This window comes from Bifidobacterium thermophilum (assembly GCF_002846655.1).
GTDB classification, from domain to species: domain Bacteria; phylum Actinomycetota; class Actinomycetes; order Actinomycetales; family Bifidobacteriaceae; genus Bifidobacterium; species Bifidobacterium thermophilum.
Genome location: NZ_PCGX01000008.1, coordinates 326,319 through 347,349, shown reverse-complemented (window position 1 = coordinate 347,349; position 21,031 = coordinate 326,319). Strand labels below are relative to the sequence as shown.

Here is a 21,031-nt window from a genome sequence, read left to right as displayed (position 1 = left end):
TCTCAGGAAAGACTGGTACATATGATTTCCCTGCGTAAGGCACTCGCCATCCCCATGGCGGCGGTCCTCGCCCTGTCCATGGCGGCATGCGGCTCTTCCTCGTCCTCGTCTGCGTCGTCAGGCAAGGCCGTGACGGTCAACGAGAAATCCGCGAAGGCGACTTCGCTCAAGGATTTCGGCACGATGGACGACCTGGTCGCCGCTGCCGAGAAGGAAGGCGCGCTCAACGTCATCGCCCTGCCGCACGACTGGTCTGATTACGGCGAAGTCATCGCAACGTTCAAGAAGAAGTATCCGAAGATCAAGATCACCGAGCTCAACCCGAACGCCTCTTCCAAGGAGGAAATCGACGCCGGCAAGACGAATAAGGGCACGGACGCCGCGCCCGACGTCTATGACCTCGGTCTCGCGGTCGCCTCGACCAACACCGAGCAGTTTGCGCCGTACAAGGTGCAGGCGTGGAACGACATCCCTGATTCCGTCAAAGACGCCGACGGCAAGTATTACGCCGATTACACCGGCATCATGTCCATCGGCTGGAACGCCGACAAGTACGGCGATATCAGCTCGCTGGACGATCTGCTCGACTCGAAGTTCGCTGGAACGGTCGCTCTGAACGGCAAGCCCGCCGAGGCAGGTGCCGCCTTCAACGGATTCGTCATGGCCAACCAGCTGTCCGGCGGCACGATTAAGAACCTGCAGCCCGGCCTTGACTTCTTCAAGAAGCTCAAGGAAGCCGGCAACCTCACCACCGTCGACGTGACCGACGGCACCATCGATTCCGGCCAGACCGGTGTCGTGTTCGATTGGACCTACAACCAGGCTTCCTACCAGAGCAGCCTGAAGAAGAAGGGTGTCACCTGGAAGTACAAGACCTTCAAGGATGCCCAGGTGGTCAGCTACTACAACCAGGCCATTAACGTAGACGCTCCGCACCCGGCTGCGGCCCGTCTGTGGGAGGAGTTCCTCTACACCGCCGATGCACAGAACCTGTGGCTCAAGGGCGGTGCCAACCCGGTGTTGCTTGACGCGATGGAGAAGGCCGGTACTGTTGACAAGACCGCGTTGAAGTCCGCTACCACCATCGAAGGCGACCCAATCACCTACACCAATTCCGATTCCACCCGCATCACCACCTGGCTCCAGAACAACTGGGATTCAGCAATCGGCAACTGATGATTTTCAAGGCGTCGCATCACCAACCGGCAGACGCGGCAGGCTGGAGCATTCCCCTGCCGCTGTAGGCCGCAACCGTGATTGCGACGCTTTCATGTATTGCATCCCAATGAACCACACGAATGTATTCCCTCGAGAAAGCGCATGTCCTCAATGACTGCAGCAATCCAACCGCAACGCCCCGCAGACTTCGGCGCCGCCGGCACCTCGCGTGACCCGGCACCGGCGGGACCTTCCGCATCACAACATCTGTCCGTCGCAGCCCGCCATCACAAGCAGCTGGGCACGTTCGCGATGTCCATCCCGTTTTTCGCATACACCGCATGCTTCCTGCTCGCACCGACCGTTATCGTCATCGTCGGAGCGTTCCGCACATCGAACGGCGGCTTCACCCTCGCGAACTTCAGCAAACTCTTCGAAGCAAACACCGTATCTGCATTCGCCACATCACTGCTCGTCTCCGCGCTCTCGGCGCTCATCGGAGCCGCGGTGGGTGCCGCAGCTTCATACGCCCTGACCATCGGCGCCAAGCCAAACGGCCTGCTGCGCCGCGTGGTATCCGCCGTATCATCGGTGCTCGCGCAATTCGGCGGGGTGATGCTCGCCTTCGCGTTCATCGCGACCATCGGCATCAATGGCGTGTGCACCATGCTGATCCGCCAGCTGACCGGCCAGACGGTGAACCCGAACTGGCTGAGCACGCTGCCCGGATTGATCACCATCTATTGCTATTTCCAGATTCCGCTGATGATTATCATCTTCCTGCCGGCGGTTGATTCAATCCGTCCGCAATGGCGGGAAGCGACCGAGAATCTCGGCGGCACGACATGGCAGTATTGGACGCGTGTAGCAGGACCGATCCTGACTCCTCGGTTCGTTTCCGCGCTGCTGTTGCTGTTCGCCAACGCATTCTCCGCGTACGCCACAGCCGCGGCCCTGTTCTCGCAGCGCTCCATCCTCGTGCCCTTGATGATCCAAGGTGCGATGCGCAACGAGATGGATCCAAACCAGCAAGGATTCGCGCAGGTACTCGCCTTCGCGATGATCGTCGTCGTGGCGTTGGTGATGATGCTCAGCCACGCCGTGGAAAAGAGGGCAGGACGATGGCAGTGAACACCATCACAGCCGCACAAGATGCAGCTTCAACAACAACGCCGACCACGGCAGTTTCCGAACGATCCGTCATGCCACCACAATTGCGCGCCATGCGCGTGCACAAGCAGCGCATCATCAAAACGGCCATTCTCGCTGTCACGCTGCTGTTCCTCGGCGTTCCGCTGCTGTGCATGCTGATTTTCACGATGCGGCATCCGCTATCCGGACGCTGGAGTCTCGACCCGTGGAAGGCCATCTTCACGGGCGACGGCAGCTCGCTGGGCGCGGACCTGTCCACCCTATGGTCCGGATTGGGCACGTCGCTGGCACTGTGCGTGGTGACAGTCATCATCATGCTGTTGCTGCTCGTACCGGTCATGGTGATCGCGCACATCCGTTCCCACCGCATGGAACGGGTGATTGAATGGGTGGCCACACTCCCCCTGACCATCCCTGCCATCGTGCTTGTCGTCGGACTCGGCCCCATCTACCGCTGGCTGTCCGCCGACGTGCTGAGCACCAACCCGATATGGCTGTGCTTCGCCTACGCAATCCTCGTGATGCCGTACGCGTTCCGCGCCATCGCCGTCGGACTCAACTCAATCGACGTGCTCACGTTGTGCGAAGCGGCGCGCTCGCTTGGCGCCTCATGGCCGCGTGTGTTTTTCCGCGTGCTCATGCCCAACTTGTGGCAGTCCATCCTGTCGGCCTCATTCATCTCCATTTCCGTAGTACTCGGCGAATACACCGTGGCCTCGCTGCTCGGACGTATGAACCTGCAAGTCGCCCTGTACCAGCTGGGACAGTCCAATTCCCAGATTTCCACGGCGATGTCGCTGCTCGCGCTGTTGTTCGGCGTGCTGCTGCTCGTCTCGCTCGATCTCATCTCCGACGCGATGCGCCGTTCCAAGGAGGAACACTGATATGTCCTTGACACAAGGCAACACCATGACATCCCATACAGATGCGTCATCAGACGCCGCCGATTCAGGCAGCGTCACCCGAGCCGCACAGGCCGTACTCGCGCAATCCACGGATCGCGGCGGCGGCGTGCAAATGATCGGCATCGACAAGATCTACCCCGGTTCAAGCTCCAAAGCGCTTGACGATTTCAACCTCGAAGTCAAGCCGGGTGAAATGGTCGTGCTGCTCGGCGGCTCCGGCTGCGGCAAATCGACCGCGCTACGTTCCCTCGCCGGCCTTGAGGACATCCAACGCGGACGTATTCTCGTCGGCGGGCAGGATATGACGGCCGTCCCGGCCAACAAGCGAGGTATGGCCATGGTATTCCAGGCATACTCGCTGTTCCCACATATGAGCGCGTTGGAAAACGTGGAATTCGGCTTGGAAATCCGCGGTGTCGGCAGCGAGGAACGTCGGCGCCGGGCAATGGAGAAGCTCGACCTGGTCGGCCTTGCCGATCAGGCGGCCAAGTACACGCAGCAGATGTCCGGCGGGCAACAGCAGCGTGTCGCGCTCGCCCGCGCACTGGCCATCAATCCAAAGGTGCTGCTGCTCGATGAACCGCTATCCGCTCTCGATGCGAAAGTGCGTGTCCAGCTGCGTGACGAAATCCGGCGTATCCAGATCGAAGCCGGGACAACGACGGTGTTCGTCACCCATGACCAGGAAGAGGCTCTGGCGATCGCCGATCGGATTGGCGTGATGAATCACGGGCGTATCGAGCAGATTGCCGACCCGGTGACGCTGTACCGTGAGCCGGCAACTGAATACGTGGCAACCTTCATCGGCCTGACCAATCGTCTGCCCGGCCATTCCGACGGCGCACAAGCCGAAGTCTTCGGCCAGCGCATCCCCCTGCTCAAGGGATCGCATACCGGGGATGTCACCGTACTTGTGCGTCCTGAGAATATCGCACTGATTGCAGCCGGCGCCGAAGCGGATGCTCCGGAAGCGGCCCGCGAGGGTCTCAACGGTATCGAGGCGCGGGTCAACGTCATCCACTTCCTGGGCGCTCTCGTCCGTGTGGATGCGGTGCTCACCGGCAGCGGCACACCGTTGACCTTCCAGTTGCCTGCCGGTGAGCTGCCTCCTTCGCTGAACACCGGCTCAACCGTGCTGGTCGCGCCGCGGCCGGTGCCGGCGCTCGCAATGTGATGACGAAAACTCATTTGTAACGACAGTGCGTGAAGTCGGCAGTCTCACGCACACGCGAACTGACCGAGGCCCTGCAGCGCAACCCAACAGCTTTCTGGGTGCACGCTGTCGGGCCTCGCCGTACCCGGAGAAGGGAACAAATGCAAGCCGCCGGGTCCGAGTTCGCCGCAAGCCTAATCCTCCAGGAAGGCGGACATGCCCGGTGACAGCACACCTCAACGGCGTAGAATGAGAGCTGATGCACCCACCGCTCCGAGCTGTTTCGAGCGGTTATCAAGGAGGAACAATGAGTGAGACAACCTTCCGCAAGTTCGATCCATGGCGTCCTGCCCCGGTCAAAGAGGAATCTCGCCGGCAAATCATGCAAAGCCACTATTTCAATGTGGACCAGGTATCTTTCGATTCCTCAAAAGTTGGGCATTTTGAACGCTTCATCGTCGAAGAGAACAATGGCGACACGGTCGGTATCATCGGACTGACTGATGACGGCCGCATCCCCCTGGTCGAGCAGTACCGCCTGCCTACGCATCGCTGGACCTTGGAAATACCAGCCGGCCACGCCATGGATTCCAACGAGCGTCCGCATGATGTCGCCGTACGCAAGCTGCGCGAGGAGGCCGGGTATGAGGCCAAGGAGCTGGTGCAGGTCGTGCGTTTCATCAATACGCCGAGCTTTTCCACGCAGCATACCGCGGTGTTCTTCGCGACGGGTCTGACCGCCGTCGAACGCGGGGAACTCGGTCCGGAGACCCCTCGCCCGGACGTCCGTCTCGTCACCCCCGAGGAAGCCTCGGATATGATCCTCAACGGCACAATCATCGACGCGAAGACAATCATCGCCGTCATGCGGCTGCGCGAGCATCTTGCGGCGGAGGAAGCGGAGCATGCGGGCGCCCATCCGCGTCTGATTCAGCGCATTGCCAAGGCACGCGCGGAACGCAAAGCCAAGTAAACGCAAATCCCGGTGGTGTCGCCCACGCCAACAACCGCACTACTGAAGTACGCAGCAAACGCAATTGGCCTCCCACATGGAATGTGTGGGAGGCCAATTGCGTTTGCAATCTTGTCATCAACGACCGTGCAATCCGAACCATCGAATCGCGCAGTATGAATCATGCGGGGTTGGGATGAGCCAACCCCGCACAGCGCTGCTCATCGCAGCAGGTGGCTCAGTCGCAAGCGCCGACGGTGTGCACGTAGATGGAATCGGTGCTGCCCGGACGATGCTCGCCCTGTGCGGAGCTCAGCACGACGATACGATCGCCATCAGCGACCTTGCCCGCGGCACGCAAGACCTTGTCGGTGAACACCATGAGGTCACTGCGGTTCTTGTCGTGGTAGTCCTCATCAAGCAGGAACGCTTCGGTGCCCCAGCTCAGAGCCAGCCAGTGGTAAGTGTGCTCGTTGGTGGTCAGGCCGTAGATCGGAGCAGCCGGGCGTTCGCGGGACACGCGATGCACGGTGTTACCGGTCTGGGTGTAGGCCACGATGGCCTTCGCATTGACCTTCTCAGCCAGGTCAACAGCCGCGGAGGACACAGCACCGCTGTTAGACATATCCAGGTTCTTCAGTGCCGGGATACGGTCGAAGCCGTGCTCGGTGGCGTAACCGGAGATGCGGGACATGGTCTTGACGGTCTCGGTCGGGTACTCGCCAACGGCGGTCTCGTTGGAGGTCATGGTCGCGTCGGCGCCGTCAAGCACGGCGTTCGCGCAATCGGAAGCCTCAGCACGGGACGGAACCGGGGAATGCACCATGGAACCGAGCACTTCGGTGGCCACGATGACCGGCTTGGCATACTGGCGAGCCAGCTCGATGCAGCGCTTAGTGACCAGCGGGACCTCTTCGAACGGCATTTCGACGGCCATATCACCACGGGCGACCATGATGCCGTCGAAGGTCTTGACGATGTCTTCGAGGTTCGCCACAGCCTGCGGCTTCTCGATCTTCGCGACGATCGGGATGCGACGGCCTTCCTCATCCATGATTTCGTGGGCGCGATCGATATCGGTCGCGAAACGCACGAAGGACATGGCGATGATGTCGGCGCCAGTGCGAATGGCCCAGCGCAGATCGGCTTCGTCCTTCTCGGTCAGAGCAGGCAGGGAAACTGCGACGCCCGGGAGGTTGATGCCCTTGTGGCTGGAAACCGGGCCGGCCACAACAACCTTGGTGTACACGTTGTTGCCCTCGACCTTGGTGACCTCGAGACGAACCTTGCCGTCATCGATGAGAATCGGGTCGCCAGGATGGCAATCGCCCGGCAGACCCTTGAACGTGGTGGAGGTGATGTGCTCGTCGCCCTCGACGTCGTCGGTGGTGATGATGAATTCCTGGCCCTCGGTCAGCTCGACCTTGTCTTCGCCTTCGGCGTTCTTCTTGAACCAACCGCAGCGGATCTTCGGACCCTGCAGGTCAACCAGCGCAGCGACGTTGCGGCCGGTCGCCTTGGAAGCCGCACGCACGTTGTTGTAGACCTTGAGATGATCCTCAGGGGTGCCGTGGGAGCGGTTGAGACGCGCGACGTCCATACCGGCTTCGACGAGCTTGGTGATGCCTTCGAGGGACTCGGTGGCTGGACCGATCGTGTCGACGATCTTTGCTTTACGCATGAATACCTGCCTCTGTTTCAACTTACTTTTCTATCGAACAGGTGAGAATCCTGTTTCCGTGTGCTAGTCTACTCGGTTCCCCCACCATGCGCCAACCATTCAGGCAACTGTGTTGTGAACGCTCACATCGGCTTCATGTCGCGTTCACCGTCGATATGTCCGCGTGTTACCGCCGGGCAATCTGGACAGGGTCGGGAGCCTACGAACCGTTACATCAGGCGCCGTCTGAAACCTGCTGCGCCTGTTCCTTGCGATTCTCCTGCTTCATCTTGAGCACGCTGGCTACAGCGGAACCACCCAATGCAAGCACGATCACGAGCAAGGACAGCCAAGTCGGCACTTCCGGCACCCATGACACCGGGTGTCCGCTGTTGATGAACGGTAGCGAATTGCCCGACAGCGCCTCCATGATGAGCTTGATGCCGATGAATCCAAGCACGATGGACAGGCCGACGGGAAGGTAGACGAGTTTGTCGAGCAGTTTGCCGAGCAGGAAGTACAGCTGCTGCAAGCCCAGCAGGGCGAACACGTTCGAAGTGAACACGATGAACGGGTCTTTGGTCAGACCGAAAATCGCGGGGATTGAATCGAAAGCGAACATGACGTCCGTAGTGCCGATGGTCAGGAACACGATGAGCATCGGCGTCCAGAACCGTTGTCCGTTCTTGACAGTACGCAATTTTTCGCCATCGTATTCGTCGGTGATTTTCATGACTTTACGCAGCGCGCGGATTATGCCGTTTTCATGGTATTCCTCGTCATCGTCGTGCCCGGTGACCAGTTTGAGGGCGGTGACGATGAGGAAGGCGCCGAACAGGAAGAACACCCATGTGAACCGCTGGATGATCGCCGCACCGACGAGAATGAAGATGCCACGCAGCACCAGGGCGACGGTGATGCCCACGCTCAAGACATATTTCTGCAGCTCCTTGGGAACCGCGAAATTCGACATGATGATGACGAAGACGAAGAGATTATCGATGCTGAGCGAGTATTCGGTCATCCACCCGGAATAGAACTCGACAGCCGGCTTCGATCCGGCGACAGCCCAGATGATGCCACCGAAAATCAAGGCCGCCACGACGAAGAACGCAATATGTTGCACACATTCCTTGGTCGAGGGCACGTGGGGCCTGCGGCCGATGATGAACAGGTCTACGACGACGAATACCGCGAGAACGGCAAAGGTCGCGATCATGAATGCTACCGGAGTTTCTGCCATAGGAACAAGCATAGAAAGAACGGCTGACGCACCATCGATGCCGCTGTCAGAACGGTCGCGACGCATTGCTTTGTCTATGAGGCTTGGTACCACAAGCACGGCGCCCTGCAACGTCTATGGGGGCCAGTTTTGCGGTTTCAGCCGGCACGCCCTCTACTTTTCCCGATTTTCCCGACGCTTGGTTGCGCAAGCCGTCTGGCTGTAGAACCGGTCCACGCTATTGCTGCATCATCTCGCCGAAATACACTCCCGCGACGGCTTTGCGGCCTGATTGCGGAGCGCACCACGCTACTGCTGGGCCTGCGTCATATGGCGCAGTTCCTTTTTCAGGTCGCGGATCTCATCGCGCAACCGCGCGGCAAGTTCGAACTGGAGTTGTTCCGCGGCGGTGTGCATCTGTTCGCTCATCTGACGGATGAGATCGGCTAAATCCTGCGCCGGAAGCCCGGCTTTGAGGATTTCCTCATGCCGTTTCTCGATCTCATCCTGATCGACATTGGGCACACCGAGATGAGAATTGCCGGCTTTCCCGGCGTTGCGATACCCGCCTTCGAGCAGGCTCTGCGTATCAACATCCTCCTTGGCGATCATGTCGTTGACGTCGCTGATCTTCTTGATCAACGGCTTGGGGTCGATATGATGCTCCTTGTTATAGGCGATCTGCTTGGCGCGCCGCCTTTCGGTCTCCGTAATCGCCTTGTTCATGGCATCCGTGACTTCATCGGCGTACATGATGACCGTTCCCGACACATTTCGCGCGGCGCGGCCGATGGTCTGAATCAGCGAACGATAGGACCGCAGGAATCCTTCCTTGTCGGCATCCAATATCGCCACCAGCGAAACCTCTGGCAAATCAAGCCCCTCGCGCAGCAAGTTGATGCCGACTATTACGTCAATCTTGCCTTCACGCAACTCGCGCAGGAGCTCGACGCGCCTCAGCGTGTCGACATCGGAATGCAGATATTCGACTTTGATGCCTTTGTCGAGCAGGTAATCGGTCAGGTCCTCTGCCATCTTCTTGGTGAGTGTCGTGACCAGCGCACGCTCGTTCTTGGCTACGCGATCCTTGATTTCGGCGAGCAGGTCGTCGATCTGCCCTTCGACCGGTCTGACCTCAATCTTCGGATCCAGCAGGCCGGTGGGGCGGATGATCTGTTCGACCACGCCGTCGGAGAGCCCGAGCTCGTAATCACCCGGGGTCGCCGACAGATAGACGGTCTGTCCGACTCGCTGAAGGAATTCGTCCCATTTGAGCGGACGGTTGTCCATCGCTGAAGGCAGGCGGAAGCCATGCTCAACCAGCGTGCGTTTACGGCTGGCGTCCCCTTCGTACATGGCTCCAATCTGTGGGACGGTAACGTGGGACTCGTCGATGACGAGCAGGAAATCATCCGGGAAGAAATCCAACAAGGTATGCGGCGGGGTGCCCGGCTCACGGCCATCAAAATGCCGTGAATAATTCTCAACGCCGGCGCATGTGCCCACCTGGGTCAGCATTTCCAAATCGTAGGTGGTGCGCATGGTCAGGCGTTGCGCTTCCAGTTCCTTGCCCTGTTTGCGCAACTCGGCGACGCGTTGGTCGAGTTCCTCCTTGATAGTGTGCAGCGCGCGTTCCATGCGCTCGGGGCCGGCGACATAGTGCGAAGCCGGGAAGATATGCACCTGACTGACATGGTCGATGACGTCCCCGGTGATTGGGTGGAGGGTGGAGATCCGGTCGATTTCGTCGCCGAAGAACTCGATGCGGATGGCCAGCTCCTCATACACGGGGATGATCTCCACGGTATCGCCGCGCACGCGGAAGGTGCCGCGCGTGAAGGTGATGTCGTTGCGCTTGTATTGCATGTCAACGAATTTGCGCAACAGCGTGTCACGATCGATCTGCTGACCCTCTTTCAGGAACAGCATGCGACCCGCGTATTCCTCGGGAGTACCCAAGCCGTAAATGCACGACACCGTAGCGACGACCACGCAATCGCGACGGGTGAGCAGGTTCGCGGTGGCGGCGTGGCGCAGACGCTCGACGTCGTCGTTGATATTGGAATCCTTCTCGATGTAGGTGTCCGTTTGCGGGATGTAAGCCTCCGGCTGGTAATAGTCGTAGTAGGACACGAAGTAACTCACGGCGTTGTCGGGCATGAGCTCGCGGAATTCGGCGCACAACTGCGCCGCCAAGGTCTTGTTAGGCTCGAGAATCAAGGTCGGCCGTTGCAGTTTCTCGATAAGCCAAGCGACGGTTGCGGTTTTACCGGTGCCGGTCGCACCCATGAGCACGACATCGTTCTCGCCATTGTTGATCCGCTCGGCGAGCTCCTTGATGGCCTGGGGTTGATCCCCAGAAGGCTTGTAGGGGGCCTTGACGACAAATGGCTTGTCTGTGCGTTCGATGGAAATGCCCATATCGTCCTCCCATTGAGTCCCGCATGACCCGTCCGTATGCTGATTCTTCCAGCATATCAAGTGATTCGTACAAATGTTCGATATTGTTGTGCGGCCGTTCGCCGCCTGCTTCTGCTGCTTATCTGCCGCTCGCGCTCGCTTCATCCCGCCAAGTGGCGTAGAGCGAGTCGACGCGTGCGAGCATAGTCTTTACGTCTACATTGGAGTCCACGACCGTGTCCGCCATGGCAATTCGGGCCGACCGCTTGCTCTGGCTGGCGATCCGGGCTTGCGCTTGTGCCCTGTCCATTCCCCGTGTGCGAATCATGCGTTCGATGCGTATTGATTCCGGCGCTTCGACTGTGACGATATGATCGAAACTGAAGGGAAGGTCATGAAGGACTTCAGCGAGTAGCGGGATGTCATGGACGATTACGGCCGAGCTGTTCTGCCGGGCAGTCTGCTTGTCAATCCGTTTGGCCAACTCGTAAATCAACGGATGCTCGATGGCGTCCAAACGCTGCCTTGCGTGAGGATCGGCATGCTCACCGAATACACGTTCAGCGAGCCAGGTGCGATCCAACTTGCCGTCTGCACCAACGGTCTCAGGGCCGAACACGTCAACGATGCGCTGTAATGCCACTCCCCCGGGTTCCACGACCTGCCTGGCGAGGGCATCGTAATCAATAATTGTCGCCCCGAGTTCGCCAAGTCTGCGGGAAACCGTGCTTTTCCCGGCTGCGATGCCTCCGGTCAGTCCGATTCGTATCACCATGTTTTCCATGGTAGCCGCACGACATGCCGGTGCAAGATACGGTATGGCCCCGGTCACCGAAGTGCCGGGGCCATACCGTTGGTTTGTCAGTCAACCATGTCAGTCAGTGATGACTGGCATCGCTCACTTCTTCTCCTTGAGCAGCTGCTCACGAAGGGCGGCCAGCTGGTCGGAACCAGCGAGGGTGCCTTCAGACTCATTGTTCGAGGAGTAGTTGGAGGTCTCCTGGACCTTCTCTTCGCGAGGGGCCTGGCCGTCCTCGGCTGCGGAAGCCGCGGCGTTCTCCAGCTCCTTGGCGACGAAGGCCTTGTGCTCTTCCCACAGATCGTGGGCAGCGGCGTACTGGGATTCCCATTCCTCGCGCTGCTTCTCGTATCCGGCGATCCACTCGTTGGTGTTCGGGTCGAAGCCTTCCGGATACTTGTAGTTGCCGTCCTCGTCGTACTCGGCCGGCATGCCATAGAGCGCCGGATCGAAGTCTTCGGAGTTCGGATCGACAGCGTCGTTCGCCTGCTTGAGGGACAGGGAGATACGGCGACGATCGAGATCGACGTCGATAACCTTGACGAACACGGTCTCGCCCTGCTTGACGACGGTCTCCGGGTTCTCGACGTGGCGGTTGGCCAGCTCGGAGATGTGCACGAGGCCTTCGATGCCGTCTTCGACGGACACGAACACACCGAACTGCACGATCTTGGTGACCTTGCCCTTGACAATCTGGCCGGGAACGTGGGTGCGAGCGAAGCGCTGCCACGGATCTTCCTGGGTGGCCTTGAGGGACAGCGAGATACGCTCGCGGTCCATGTCGACGTCGAGCACCTCGACGGTGACCTTCTGGCCGACCTTGACGACCTCGGACGGGTGGTCGATGTGCTTCCAAGACAGCTCGGACACGTGGATCAGGCCGTCAACACCGCCCAAATCGACGAACGCGCCGAAGTTGACGATGGAGGACACGACGCCTTCGCGAATCTGGCCCTTCTTGAGCTGGGACAGGAAGGTCTCGCGGACCTCGGACTGGGTCTCCTCGAGATACTGGCGGCGGGACAGCACCACATTGTTGCGGTTCTTGTCGAGCTCCAGGATCTTGGCCTTGATCTTCTGGCCGATGTACGGGGACAGGTCGCGCACACGACGCATCTCAACGAGCGAGGCAGGCAGGAAGCCACGCAGGCCGATGTCGACGATGAGGCCGCCCTTGACAGCTTCGATGACGGTGCCTTCGACAACGCCATCGGCTTCCTTGATCTTCTCGATATCGCCCCAGGCGCGCTCATATTGTGCACGCTTCTTGGACAGGATAAGACGGCCTTCCTTGTCTTCCTTGGTCACGACAAGGGCCTCGATGGTGTCGCCGACTTCGACGACATCGTCGGGATCGACGTCCTTCTTGATGGAAAGTTCGCGGGAGGGGATGACACCCTCGGTCTTGTAGCCGATGTCGAGCAGGACCTCGTCACGATCGACCTTGACGACCGTGCCCTCGACCAGATCACCATCATCGAAGTTCTTGATGGTGGAATCGACTGCCTTGATGAAGTCTTCTTCGGTGCCGATGTCGTTGATCGCGACCTTGGTGACTTCCTTATTGTTTTCTGCCATTAAAATAGTGGTTTCTGTTAATGAATAGATGGATAAAATCGTTATTCAGTTATCTGGTATGCCCATGGAGACATACCTTGACCGAGTTTAGCGTGTACCATGCACAAATGCCGCCGGTGAAATACGGCGTGTCGTACCCCGGAATGCCACGGTTGCGTGGCTACCCCACACCGGCAGGCACGACACCGCATATACACGTGGTTTCAGCGAGCGGCGGCGCGCTCCGCGATCTCCACGACATTCGCCAACAGCATGGCTCGCGTCATCGGCCCCACTCCACCCGGGTTGGGCGTATAAGCGCCGGCCTTGGCATAGCACGCCTTGTCCACGTCGCCCTTGATGCGATACCTGCCCGCCTGCTCGTCCCAGACGCGCGAGACGCCGACATCAACCAGCACGGCGCCCGGCTTGATGTCATCCGGCGTGACGAAACCGGCCGAACCCATCGCCGCGATGATGACATCTGCCCGGCGCATATGCTCGCGCACATCCTTGGTGCCGGTATGGCACAAGGTGACAGTCGCATTGACATTCCGTCTGGTCAGCAACAGCCCGATGGTGCGGCCGATGGTGATACCGCGCCCCAGCACGCACACCTCCTTGCCGTCCAGCCCGATGCCGTAATGGTCAAGCAGGGTCAGCACGCCACGTGGCGTGCATGGCAGCGGCGTGGCGATTTCACCGGAGGTGTGCAGCACCAGCTCGCCCAGATTGTACGGGTGCATGCCATCGACGTCCTTGCCGGGATCGATGCGCGCAATCACCGAGAGTTCATCGACACCGACGGGCAACGGCAGTTGGACGATGAAGCCGGTGCATGCCGGGTCGGCGTTCAGCTCGTCGACCGCTTGTACGATCTGCGATTCGGTCGCATCGGCGGGCAGATCGCGGCGAATCGACGTGATGCCCACTTCAGCGCAATCCGCATGTTTGCCGGCAACGTATTTGACGGAGCCCGGGTCACTACCCACCAGAAGCGTTCCGAGACCCGGTTGGACCCCTTGCCGCTTGAGCGCTGCGACTCTGGTGCTCAAATCCGCTTTGATCTGGGCAGCCACGCTTTTGCCGTCCAATACGATGGGCATGCTGTGCCTCCTGACGCCGCCCCGACCACAACAACATGCCTGCGCCGCCCCGGAGCGGACAGGAGCGGCGCAGCTTACGTTTTCTGTATCGTAAGCTATCGTGGGGAAAGAACATGCGCGCATTCCGGCATGCGGAGCGCTCAGCAGACCGAGACGTTCAGCGAACAGGGCACAGCAGACAGAGAAAAGGTGGCAACATGAGCACACGGGGACTTGGCAACAGATTGGCGACATGGTTCGCGGCGCTGGCGGCCATCGCATTGCTCCTTCCCCTCGCCGGGTGCTTGCCCACCCCACGTCCAGCTTCCTCGACGACGCCCTCAGCTACGGCCCCGAAGGGTCCAATCCTTGTGGTGGCATCCGTCAATCAGTGGGGCACCCTCGCGCAGGAAATCGGCGGCGATGATGTCAAGGTCACCACGATTCTTCATTCCACGAACGTCGATGCCCACGATTTCGAGCCCAAGACCTCGGACATCGCCGAAATCCAAAAGGCCCAAGTCGTCGTGACCAACGGAGCCGGCTACGACTCATGGGCTTCGAAGAGCATCGCCAAAGGCACGGTCAGTGTCTCCGCAGCCTCCACCGTTGGCGCAATTTCAGGCGACAACCCGCATCTGTGGTTCTCGAAAGACGCGCGCAAGGCGATGGCGACCGAATTGGCCGACACTTTCTCCAAAATCCTGCCGTCCAAGAAGAAGTCCTTCGATAAGCGGCTCAAGACATGGCGAAGCGAGGAATCAGACCTTGAGGACGCCATGGCCGCCTTCGCCAAGAAGCACAAGAACACCACGTATGCAGCCACCGAAGCCGTCGCCTATTATCTGATGTCTGATATGAAGCTCAAGGACGTCACACCGCAAGGCTATCTGCAGTCCGTCACGTCAGGCGGAGAGGCGGCCCCGGCGGATTTGCAGGAGTTCCAGGAGCTTCTGGAATCAGACAAAGCAAAACTGCTGGTGGACAATCCGCAGGAATCCAGCGATTCTGCGGCTCTACTAAAGAAGACGGCCACGGCCAACAAGGTGCCCGTCATTGAAATCACCGAGCAGATGCCTTCCGACCAGCACACGCTGACCGGCTGGATTTCCTCGCTTGTCGAAACCATGACCAAGCAGGTCGCCGCCGCGCAAACCGATGAGAAGGACTCGTCGAACGATACGTCCGACGGCACTTCGACGGACGGGAACTCGCAGGATGCCTCCCCCAGCCCGTCTTCTGCAAGCCAGTCCGCCAGCGATCCGTCGAGCAGCGCGAGCCCGTCATCGGCGCAGTAACGGGGCGACTGAGCTCCATACCGTTGCGTGATTGTTTTGGTCACCTTGGTTGCGGTATTGGTTTCACCCCCGACTAAATGAGAATGATTGTCAGCATCATTTGTCATACTTGTTTTCATACGACATCCCTACGGCTTGATTTCAGACAGACAACGGGATGCGCCCGATTCCAACGACAATCCACGGGGAGGTCAGCATGACAGGATCAGCGCCCCAAGCCGCTCAGGACGGCGATCGGAATACCAGCGGCGAAAGAAACACCGCAAAGAACACAGTCCATGAGGCTGCCATCGTGTTCAACCAAGCGGCGGTCAGCCGTGGCGACCGTGTGATCTGGAGCAACGGGACCTTCTCAATCCCGCGCGGATCGGTCACCGCCATCGTCGGAACCAATGGTGCCGGCAAGACGACCATGATGAAAGCCGAGCTCGGTCTGCTCCCGTTGTCGCACGGCAATGTGGAAGTCCTTGGAGAACCGGCAGGCAAGTCCAATAAGCGCATCGGGTATGTGCCGCAAAGTTACACATCGGACATCGATTCCAATCTCACCGCGGAGCAATCGGTGCTGCTCGGCCTGACGGGCACACGATTCGGCTTCCATATCACCACTGCGGCGCAACGCAATCGTGCCCACAAAGCGATGGACTTTGTTGGCGTGGCCGACAAAGCGTCCTACCGTTTATCGCAACTGTCCGGCGGGCTTCGGCAACGTGTCGCCATCGCACAGGCGTTGGTGAGCGACCCCGAGCTGCTCATGCTCGACGAGCCGCTCGCCAATCTCGATCTGGCCAGCCAACGCGCAACCGTCCACGTGCTGGCGCGGCTCAACCATGAGCTCGGTATGACCATCCAAGTGGTCGCCCACGACCTCAACATGTTGCTGCCGATCCTCACCGGAGCCGTGTACCTGCTCGACGGGCATCCCCATTACGCCGCGATGAACGACGTACTCGACGCGAATCTGCTGACCCACTTGTATGGCACGACCGTCCAAGTCGTGACCACCCCGCAAGGCGATATGTTCGTCACCCCGTCCCCCGACGAGCCAGACGACATCGAACAGGATACGCATGCACCCGTCGAAGTGGCGCAATTCCACCATCATGCGCACCAGCATCAGCCGGATGCGCCCGCAACGGCACCGGCAGAAAGGTCATGACCCTAACATGAGCGATATCGATTTCTCCTTCGATCCCCAGTGGGCGCAGACCCTCGGCATGCCATTCATGCACAACGCGTTCCTCGCCGGACTGTGCATCGCAGTGGCCGCCGGTGCCATGGGATATTTCACCATCGCACGGCATTCCACATTCGCCGCCCACGCCTTGGCGCACATCGGTTTGCCCGGGGCGACCGGCGCGGTGCTTCTCGGATTGCCGGTATCCTTGGGCCTCGGGATCTTCGCGCTCGCAGGCGCGCTCGTCATTGGAGCGCTGGGCAAAAGAGCCTCGCAACGCGAAATCGCCACAGGAACCGTGCTAGCCTTCGCCACCGGTCTCGGCCTGTTCTTCGCACGGCTGTCAAGTTCGGCATCGCAACAGATGCAATCCATTTTGTTCGGCTCGATTCTGACAATCACAGACGATCAGGTAATCGGGTTCGCGATTTTCGACATCGTACTCGTCATCGCACTCGCCGTCATCTACCGTCCACTGCTGTTCAGTTCATTGGATGAGCAGGTGGCTCAGGCCAAAGGCGTGCCGATCGGGCTGATGAATGTGCTGTTCATGGCGATTATGGCGGGAGTCATAACCATTGCGGTGCCCGCAGTGGGAACCTTACTGATCTTCGCGCTCGTTGTCACCCCGGCTGCAACCGCGAATATCATCGCCGCATCCCCGCTGAAAGCCATGTGCACGGCGAGCGTACTGTGCTTGGTTTCCATCTGGGGCGGGTTGGTGCTCTCAGCAATGTTCCCGGCGCCGCCAAGCTTCATCATCGTGACGCTGTCCACCTTGTTCTGGGTTATTGCGCGTGCCGTCTCCGCCGTGAAAACCACCAACGCGTAAGACACAATAATGCTCGAATAGACCGGACTGTCGTGCCTAGACTATCGAGCCTGGATTATCGCATTTGACGACCAGCGCAGTCGCCATCGCTGCGAGGCCTTCCCCCGCCCCGGTGAATCCCATACCGTCGGTGGTGGTTGCGGTGATGGATACCGGGCATCCTGCGGCCTGGGACATCGCCCGCTGCGCCTGTTCGCGATTTGCACTCATTTTCGGCCTGTTGCCGATAACCACGACACTGGCGTTCAACGGTTTGAACCCGTGCTCACGCAGAGTGTCGCAGGTTGTGCGGAGCATATCAGTTCCATGGGCTCCGGCTCCCGCGCTGTCAGCACCAACGCCGAACAGCGTGCCGATATCACCCAATCCCGCCGCTGATAACAGTGCGTCGATGAGGGCATGCGCAGCGACATCCCCGTCAGAATCCCCCTCAATCCCGATGCCTTCCCACTTCAGGCACGCAAGCCACAGCGGACGGGCGTCCTTGGCGAAACGATGGGCGTCAAACCCCATTCCCACAAGCGGGATTTGCGGAACCGGGACTCCAGAAGCCCGTCGGTTCTGGTGTTCTTGAGGAATCGGCACGGATGAATCCCCGTACGGCACCGAAGCCAAGGTCACTTCTTCTTGCTCTTGGACTTCTTCTTTTCCGCTTCAAGACGAGCAAGCGTCTGCGATGCCGGCTCCTCGGGAGCTTCGGTGTGATGCTTGTCATCGCCCGGCAGCGGGTCGGCGTAGCCGAGGTTGACGTCAAGCAGTCGCTGCGCCTCCTCTTCGGAAATGTCTTCGGACAACGAAATTTCGGACGTGAGGATGCTCCGCGCGCGTGTCAGCATGCGCTTTTCGCCGGCAGACAGGCCATGCTCATCAACATTGCGCTGGGACAGGTCGCGCACGACCTCGGCGATTTGATTCACGTCGCCTGTCGAAATCTTCTCGACATTGAGTTTGTAACGGCGGGACCAGTTCATTTCCTTCTCGACGATCGGCGTGCGCAGGATGCCGAACACCTTCGACACGGCATCGGCATCGACGATATCGCGAACCCCGACCTTCTCCGCGTTTTCCACGGGGACATTGATGACCAGACCGTCGGAGGACAGGACAGACAGCTGCAGGTACTGCCGTGTAACGCCTTTCACCGTGCGCTCGGTAATCGCATCGACCCGTGCCGCACCATGACGCGGATACACGACCATATCGCCGACTTTGTAACCCATGAACCCTCCGTGAACGACGTAGTCAAAGACCGTAACCTTACATATTATGCCAAGGGGCCGAGACTTAGATAATTATGGAATCACGACACCTCCTCGAGCACGACCCCGTATTCCATCGGCAGCGAAAAAATGTGAGAAGAAACACACGACACGGCGGGACTTTTGCGCAAATTGCGGGTAGTCTCGTAATATGACCACTACGAACACGAGAGAATCAATGGAGATGTCATCATGTTTACTGTAGATCAAGGAACATTGGACGCCGTCAGCAACGCAAGCTATTACAACCCCCATGAGGTGCTTGGCGGGCATTTCGCACAGGATGACGAGCGCGCCGTGACCGTGCGGGTCCTGCGTCCGCTGGCATCCAGCGTCGACATCATCACCGAAGAGGGCGGCAAGCGGGTCCGTCATGTCGCCGAGCATGAGCACAACGGCATCTTCCGCGCGACCGTCCCTGCAATCGAAACGCATGACGGCTGGGGTGTGCCGGACTACCGTGTGGCCACCACCTATGAGAACGGCGAGACCCTCGTTGAGGACGACCCATACCGGTATCTGCCGACTGTGGGCGACCTTGACATGTACCTGTTCGGCGAAGGAAGGCATGAGCGGCTGTGGGAAGCGCTCGGTGCGCGCGTCATGCGTTATGACGACCCGATGGATTCCAACGACGGCACCAGTGGCGAACAGCTGGTCGGCACCGCGTTCAGCGTGTGGGCACCGAACGCCCACGCCGTGCGCGTCGTCGGCAACTTCAACGGCTGGGACGGTCGCAAGCACGCCATGCGCGAACTGGGTTCCTCCGGCATCTGGGAACTGTTCATCCCCGGCGTACAGGCAGGCGAGATCTACAAGTATCAGATTCTCAATGCGAATAACGAATGGGTGATGAAGGCCGACCCGATGGAGCGCTCTCACGAGATTCCGCCAGCCACTGGATCGATTGTGGTCGAATCGCATTTCGATTGGGACGACACGGCATGGATGGACCATCGCAAGCGCACCAATCCGCATGACGGCCCAGTCAGTATCTACGAAGTTCACGCCGGCAGCTGGAAGAAAGGCATCAAGAACTACCGCGAACTCGCCGACCAGCTCGTCGACTATGTCGCCAAGGAAGGCTTCACTCACGTTGAGTTCATGCCGCTTGCCGAGCACCCGTTCGCCGGCTCGTGGGGCTATCAGGTGACCGGATACTACGCCATCGATTCCCGTCTCGGCGGGCCGGACGATTTCAAGTATTTGGTCGAGAAATTCCATGAGGCCGGCATCGGCGTCATCATGGATTGGGTTCCGGCGCACTTCCCCAAGGACGCCTTCGCTCTCGGTCGCTTCGATGGCACACCGCTGTATGAGGATCCAGATCCCACCCGCGGCGAACACCCGGACTGGGGCACGTACATCTTCAACTTCGGCCGCAACGAGGTGCGCAACTTCCTCGTCGCCAACGCCTGCTTCTGGCTGGATGAGTACCATATCGACGCGCTACGTGTCGACGCGGTCTCCTCGATGCTCTACCTCGACTACAGCCGCAAGCCCGGCCAGTGGCATCCCAATATCTACGGCGGGCGCGAGAACCTCGAAGCCATCGACTTCCTCAAGGAAGCCAATGCCACGGCGTACAAGAACAACCCTGGCATCATGATGATCGCCGAGGAGTCCACCGCGTATCCGGGCATCACCGCCCCGACGGACCAAGGCGGCATCGGATTCGGCCTCAAGTGGAATATGGGCTGGATGCACGACACGCTGCAATATCTGCACGAGCAGCCCATCAACCGCAAGTGGCATCACAACGAGATCACGTTCTCAATGGTCTACGCCTATTCGGAGCATTATGTCCTGCCGATCAGCCATGACGAGGTCGTGTACGGCAAGGGGTCGCTGTTCGGCAAGATGCCGGGCGACGACTGGCAGCGATACGCCGGCGTGCGGGCACTGTTCGCCTATCAGTGGGCCCACCCGGGCAAGAAGCTGTCGTTCATGGGCAACGAAATCGCCCAATATGGCGAATGGGACCACAACGGATCGGTTGACTGGGATGCGCTCAACTGGAAGGAACATCGCCAAATCCAGCATCTGGTCGCCGATTTGAACGCCATGTACAAGGCGCATCCGGCGCTATGGAGCCAGGACTTCGATCCCGCCGGCTTCCAGTGGCTGACCAGCGATGACGCCGATCACAACACGCTGAGCTTCGTGAGGATCGGCGACAAGGGCGAACAGCTCGTCGTCGTTGTCAACTTCTCTGGCGAAGCGTGGGAGGACTACCAGGTGCCGCTGACGAGCGGCGGTCGCTGGCGCGAAATCCTGACCACCGATGACGAGCAGTACGGCGGTTCCGGCATCCACAACGGCGAATTCGAGGCCGACGCAGGAGCCTATCATTCCCGCGATTGGTCGGCGAAACTCACCATTCCGGCGTTGGGAGCGGTATTCTTGGAACCAGAGAACTGAA

Annotated in this window: 17 protein-coding genes; 9 read left to right on the top strand and 8 right to left on the bottom strand. The window is 59.6% G+C overall.

Translation table 11 applies throughout. The features are described from left to right. Positions 1 to 21 precede the first annotated feature (21 nt). The 5 genes from CQR48_RS04145 to CQR48_RS04125 all read left to right on the top strand — a co-directional run bounded on the left by CQR48_RS04145 (position 22) and on the right by CQR48_RS04125 (position 5,341). Entirely contained in the window at positions 22 to 1,176 is a 1,155-nt protein-coding gene (locus CQR48_RS04145) for an ABC transporter substrate-binding protein (protein ID WP_101452091.1), read from the top strand. Positions 1,177 to 1,329: 153 nt separating this feature from the next. After that, positions 1,330 to 2,289 (top strand): ABC transporter permease, encoded by a 960-nt coding sequence (locus CQR48_RS04140; protein WP_425513409.1) that lies wholly within the window; start codon positions 1,330 to 1,332, stop codon positions 2,287 to 2,289. A gap of 71 nt (positions 2,290 to 2,360) precedes the next feature. Next, a complete protein-coding gene (locus tag CQR48_RS04135; RefSeq protein WP_101452208.1) occupies positions 2,361 to 3,194 on the top strand; it encodes an ABC transporter permease in 834 nt (277 codons plus the stop codon). Position 3,195: 1 nt separating this feature from the next. Next, positions 3,196 to 4,389, top strand: coding sequence for an ABC transporter ATP-binding protein (locus tag CQR48_RS04130; RefSeq protein WP_101452090.1), 1,194 nt, complete (start codon positions 3,196 to 3,198; stop codon positions 4,387 to 4,389). A 286-nt stretch (positions 4,390 to 4,675) separates the two neighbouring features. Then, positions 4,676 to 5,341: an NUDIX domain-containing protein gene (locus CQR48_RS04125; protein WP_101452089.1), complete on the top strand. Its 666-nt coding sequence runs from the start codon at positions 4,676 to 4,678 to the stop codon at positions 5,339 to 5,341. A gap of 217 nt (positions 5,342 to 5,558) precedes the next feature. Here the strand turns inward: CQR48_RS04125 and pyk are convergent, their stop codons facing one another. From pyk to CQR48_RS04095, 6 genes are all read right to left on the bottom strand, one after another. Continuing rightward, a complete protein-coding gene (pyk, locus tag CQR48_RS04120; RefSeq protein WP_015450406.1) occupies positions 5,559 to 7,001 on the bottom strand; it encodes a pyruvate kinase in 1,443 nt (480 codons plus the stop codon). A 214-nt stretch (positions 7,002 to 7,215) separates the two neighbouring features. After that, on the bottom strand, positions 7,216 to 8,223 hold the full coding sequence (locus tag CQR48_RS04115) for a TerC family protein (RefSeq protein ID WP_101452088.1): 1,008 nt from the start codon (positions 8,221 to 8,223) through the stop codon (positions 7,216 to 7,218). Between the two features lie 288 nt (positions 8,224 to 8,511). Next, positions 8,512 to 10,623: an excinuclease ABC subunit UvrB gene (uvrB, locus tag CQR48_RS04110; RefSeq protein WP_101452087.1), complete on the bottom strand. Its 2,112-nt coding sequence runs from the start codon at positions 10,621 to 10,623 to the stop codon at positions 8,512 to 8,514. Between the two features lie 118 nt (positions 10,624 to 10,741). After that, on the bottom strand, positions 10,742 to 11,377 hold the full coding sequence (coaE, locus tag CQR48_RS04105) for a dephospho-CoA kinase (RefSeq protein WP_101452086.1): 636 nt from the start codon (positions 11,375 to 11,377) through the stop codon (positions 10,742 to 10,744). A gap of 123 nt (positions 11,378 to 11,500) precedes the next feature. Beyond that, on the bottom strand, positions 11,501 to 12,979 hold the full coding sequence (rpsA, locus tag CQR48_RS04100) for a 30S ribosomal protein S1 (RefSeq protein ID WP_015450402.1): 1,479 nt from the start codon (positions 12,977 to 12,979) through the stop codon (positions 11,501 to 11,503). A 203-nt stretch (positions 12,980 to 13,182) separates the two neighbouring features. After that, positions 13,183 to 14,064 carry a bifunctional methylenetetrahydrofolate dehydrogenase/methenyltetrahydrofolate cyclohydrolase gene (locus tag CQR48_RS04095; RefSeq protein ID WP_101452085.1) on the bottom strand — a complete coding sequence of 294 codons (882 nt, stop codon included), beginning with the start codon at positions 14,062 to 14,064 and terminating at the stop codon, positions 13,183 to 13,185. Positions 14,065 to 14,417: 353 nt separating this feature from the next. Between CQR48_RS04095 and CQR48_RS04090 the strand changes: the two genes are divergently transcribed. From CQR48_RS04090 to CQR48_RS04080, 3 genes are all read left to right on the top strand, one after another. Continuing rightward, on the top strand, positions 14,418 to 15,341 hold the full coding sequence (locus tag CQR48_RS04090; RefSeq protein ID WP_244898932.1) for a metal ABC transporter solute-binding protein, Zn/Mn family: 924 nt from the start codon (positions 14,418 to 14,420) through the stop codon (positions 15,339 to 15,341). Positions 15,342 to 15,537: 196 nt separating this feature from the next. Next, the gene (locus CQR48_RS04085; protein WP_205827661.1) at positions 15,538 to 16,500 is read left to right on the top strand and encodes an ABC transporter ATP-binding protein; all 963 of its coding nucleotides are present in this window, start codon (positions 15,538 to 15,540) and stop codon (positions 16,498 to 16,500) included. A gap of 7 nt (positions 16,501 to 16,507) precedes the next feature. Beyond that, positions 16,508 to 17,350, top strand: coding sequence for a metal ABC transporter permease (locus CQR48_RS04080; RefSeq protein WP_015450398.1), 843 nt, complete (start codon positions 16,508 to 16,510; stop codon positions 17,348 to 17,350). Positions 17,351 to 17,386: 36 nt separating this feature from the next. On the opposite strand, the gene ispF is transcribed toward CQR48_RS04080, so the two are convergent. Together ispF and CQR48_RS04070 are read right to left on the bottom strand one after the other, a co-directional pair. Further along, positions 17,387 to 17,863, bottom strand: coding sequence for a 2-C-methyl-D-erythritol 2,4-cyclodiphosphate synthase (gene ispF, locus CQR48_RS04075; RefSeq protein WP_033493118.1), 477 nt, complete (start codon positions 17,861 to 17,863; stop codon positions 17,387 to 17,389). A gap of 104 nt (positions 17,864 to 17,967) precedes the next feature. Next, on the bottom strand, positions 17,968 to 18,570 hold the full coding sequence (locus tag CQR48_RS04070) for a CarD family transcriptional regulator (RefSeq protein WP_015450396.1): 603 nt from the start codon (positions 18,568 to 18,570) through the stop codon (positions 17,968 to 17,970). Positions 18,571 to 18,801: 231 nt separating this feature from the next. On the opposite strand from CQR48_RS04070, the gene glgB reads away from it, so the two are divergent. Continuing rightward, on the top strand, positions 18,802 to 21,030 hold the full coding sequence (glgB, locus tag CQR48_RS04065) for a 1,4-alpha-glucan branching protein GlgB (RefSeq protein ID WP_101452084.1): 2,229 nt from the start codon (positions 18,802 to 18,804) through the stop codon (positions 21,028 to 21,030). The last annotated feature ends 1 nt before the right edge of the window (position 21,031 follow it).

Excerpts from the sequence above, each read along its gene's own strand:
- CQR48_RS04135 (WP_101452208.1), top strand. The coding sequence starts at position 2,361 with ATGCCACCACAATTGCGCGCCATGCGCGTGCACAAGCAGCGCATCATC.
- CQR48_RS04145 (WP_101452091.1), top strand. The coding sequence starts at position 22 with ATGATTTCCCTGCGTAAGGCACTCGCCATCCCCATGGCGGCGGTCCTC.
- CQR48_RS04085 (WP_205827661.1), top strand. The coding sequence starts at position 15,538 with ATGACAGGATCAGCGCCCCAAGCCGCTCAGGACGGCGATCGGAATACC.
- CQR48_RS04115 (WP_101452088.1), bottom strand. The coding sequence starts at position 8,223 with ATGGCAGAAACTCCGGTAGCATTCATGATCGCGACCTTTGCCGTTCTC.
- CQR48_RS04140 (WP_425513409.1), top strand. The coding sequence starts at position 1,330 with ATGACTGCAGCAATCCAACCGCAACGCCCCGCAGACTTCGGCGCCGCC.
- CQR48_RS04130 (WP_101452090.1), top strand. The coding sequence starts at position 3,196 with ATGTCCTTGACACAAGGCAACACCATGACATCCCATACAGATGCGTCA.
- pyk (WP_015450406.1), bottom strand. The coding sequence starts at position 7,001 with ATGCGTAAAGCAAAGATCGTCGACACGATCGGTCCAGCCACCGAGTCC.
- uvrB (WP_101452087.1), bottom strand. The coding sequence starts at position 10,623 with ATGGGCATTTCCATCGAACGCACAGACAAGCCATTTGTCGTCAAGGCC.
- coaE (WP_101452086.1), bottom strand. The coding sequence starts at position 11,377 with ATGGTGATACGAATCGGACTGACCGGAGGCATCGCAGCCGGGAAAAGC.
- CQR48_RS04125 (WP_101452089.1), top strand. The coding sequence starts at position 4,676 with ATGAGTGAGACAACCTTCCGCAAGTTCGATCCATGGCGTCCTGCCCCG.
- CQR48_RS04080 (WP_015450398.1), top strand. The coding sequence starts at position 16,508 with ATGAGCGATATCGATTTCTCCTTCGATCCCCAGTGGGCGCAGACCCTC.
- rpsA (WP_015450402.1), bottom strand. The coding sequence starts at position 12,979 with ATGGCAGAAAACAATAAGGAAGTCACCAAGGTCGCGATCAACGACATC.
- ispF (WP_033493118.1), bottom strand. The coding sequence starts at position 17,863 with ATGGGGTTTGACGCCCATCGTTTCGCCAAGGACGCCCGTCCGCTGTGG.
- CQR48_RS04070 (WP_015450396.1), bottom strand. The coding sequence starts at position 18,570 with ATGGGTTACAAAGTCGGCGATATGGTCGTGTATCCGCGTCATGGTGCG.
- CQR48_RS04095 (WP_101452085.1), bottom strand. The coding sequence starts at position 14,064 with ATGCCCATCGTATTGGACGGCAAAAGCGTGGCTGCCCAGATCAAAGCG.
- glgB (WP_101452084.1), top strand. The coding sequence starts at position 18,802 with ATGTTTACTGTAGATCAAGGAACATTGGACGCCGTCAGCAACGCAAGC.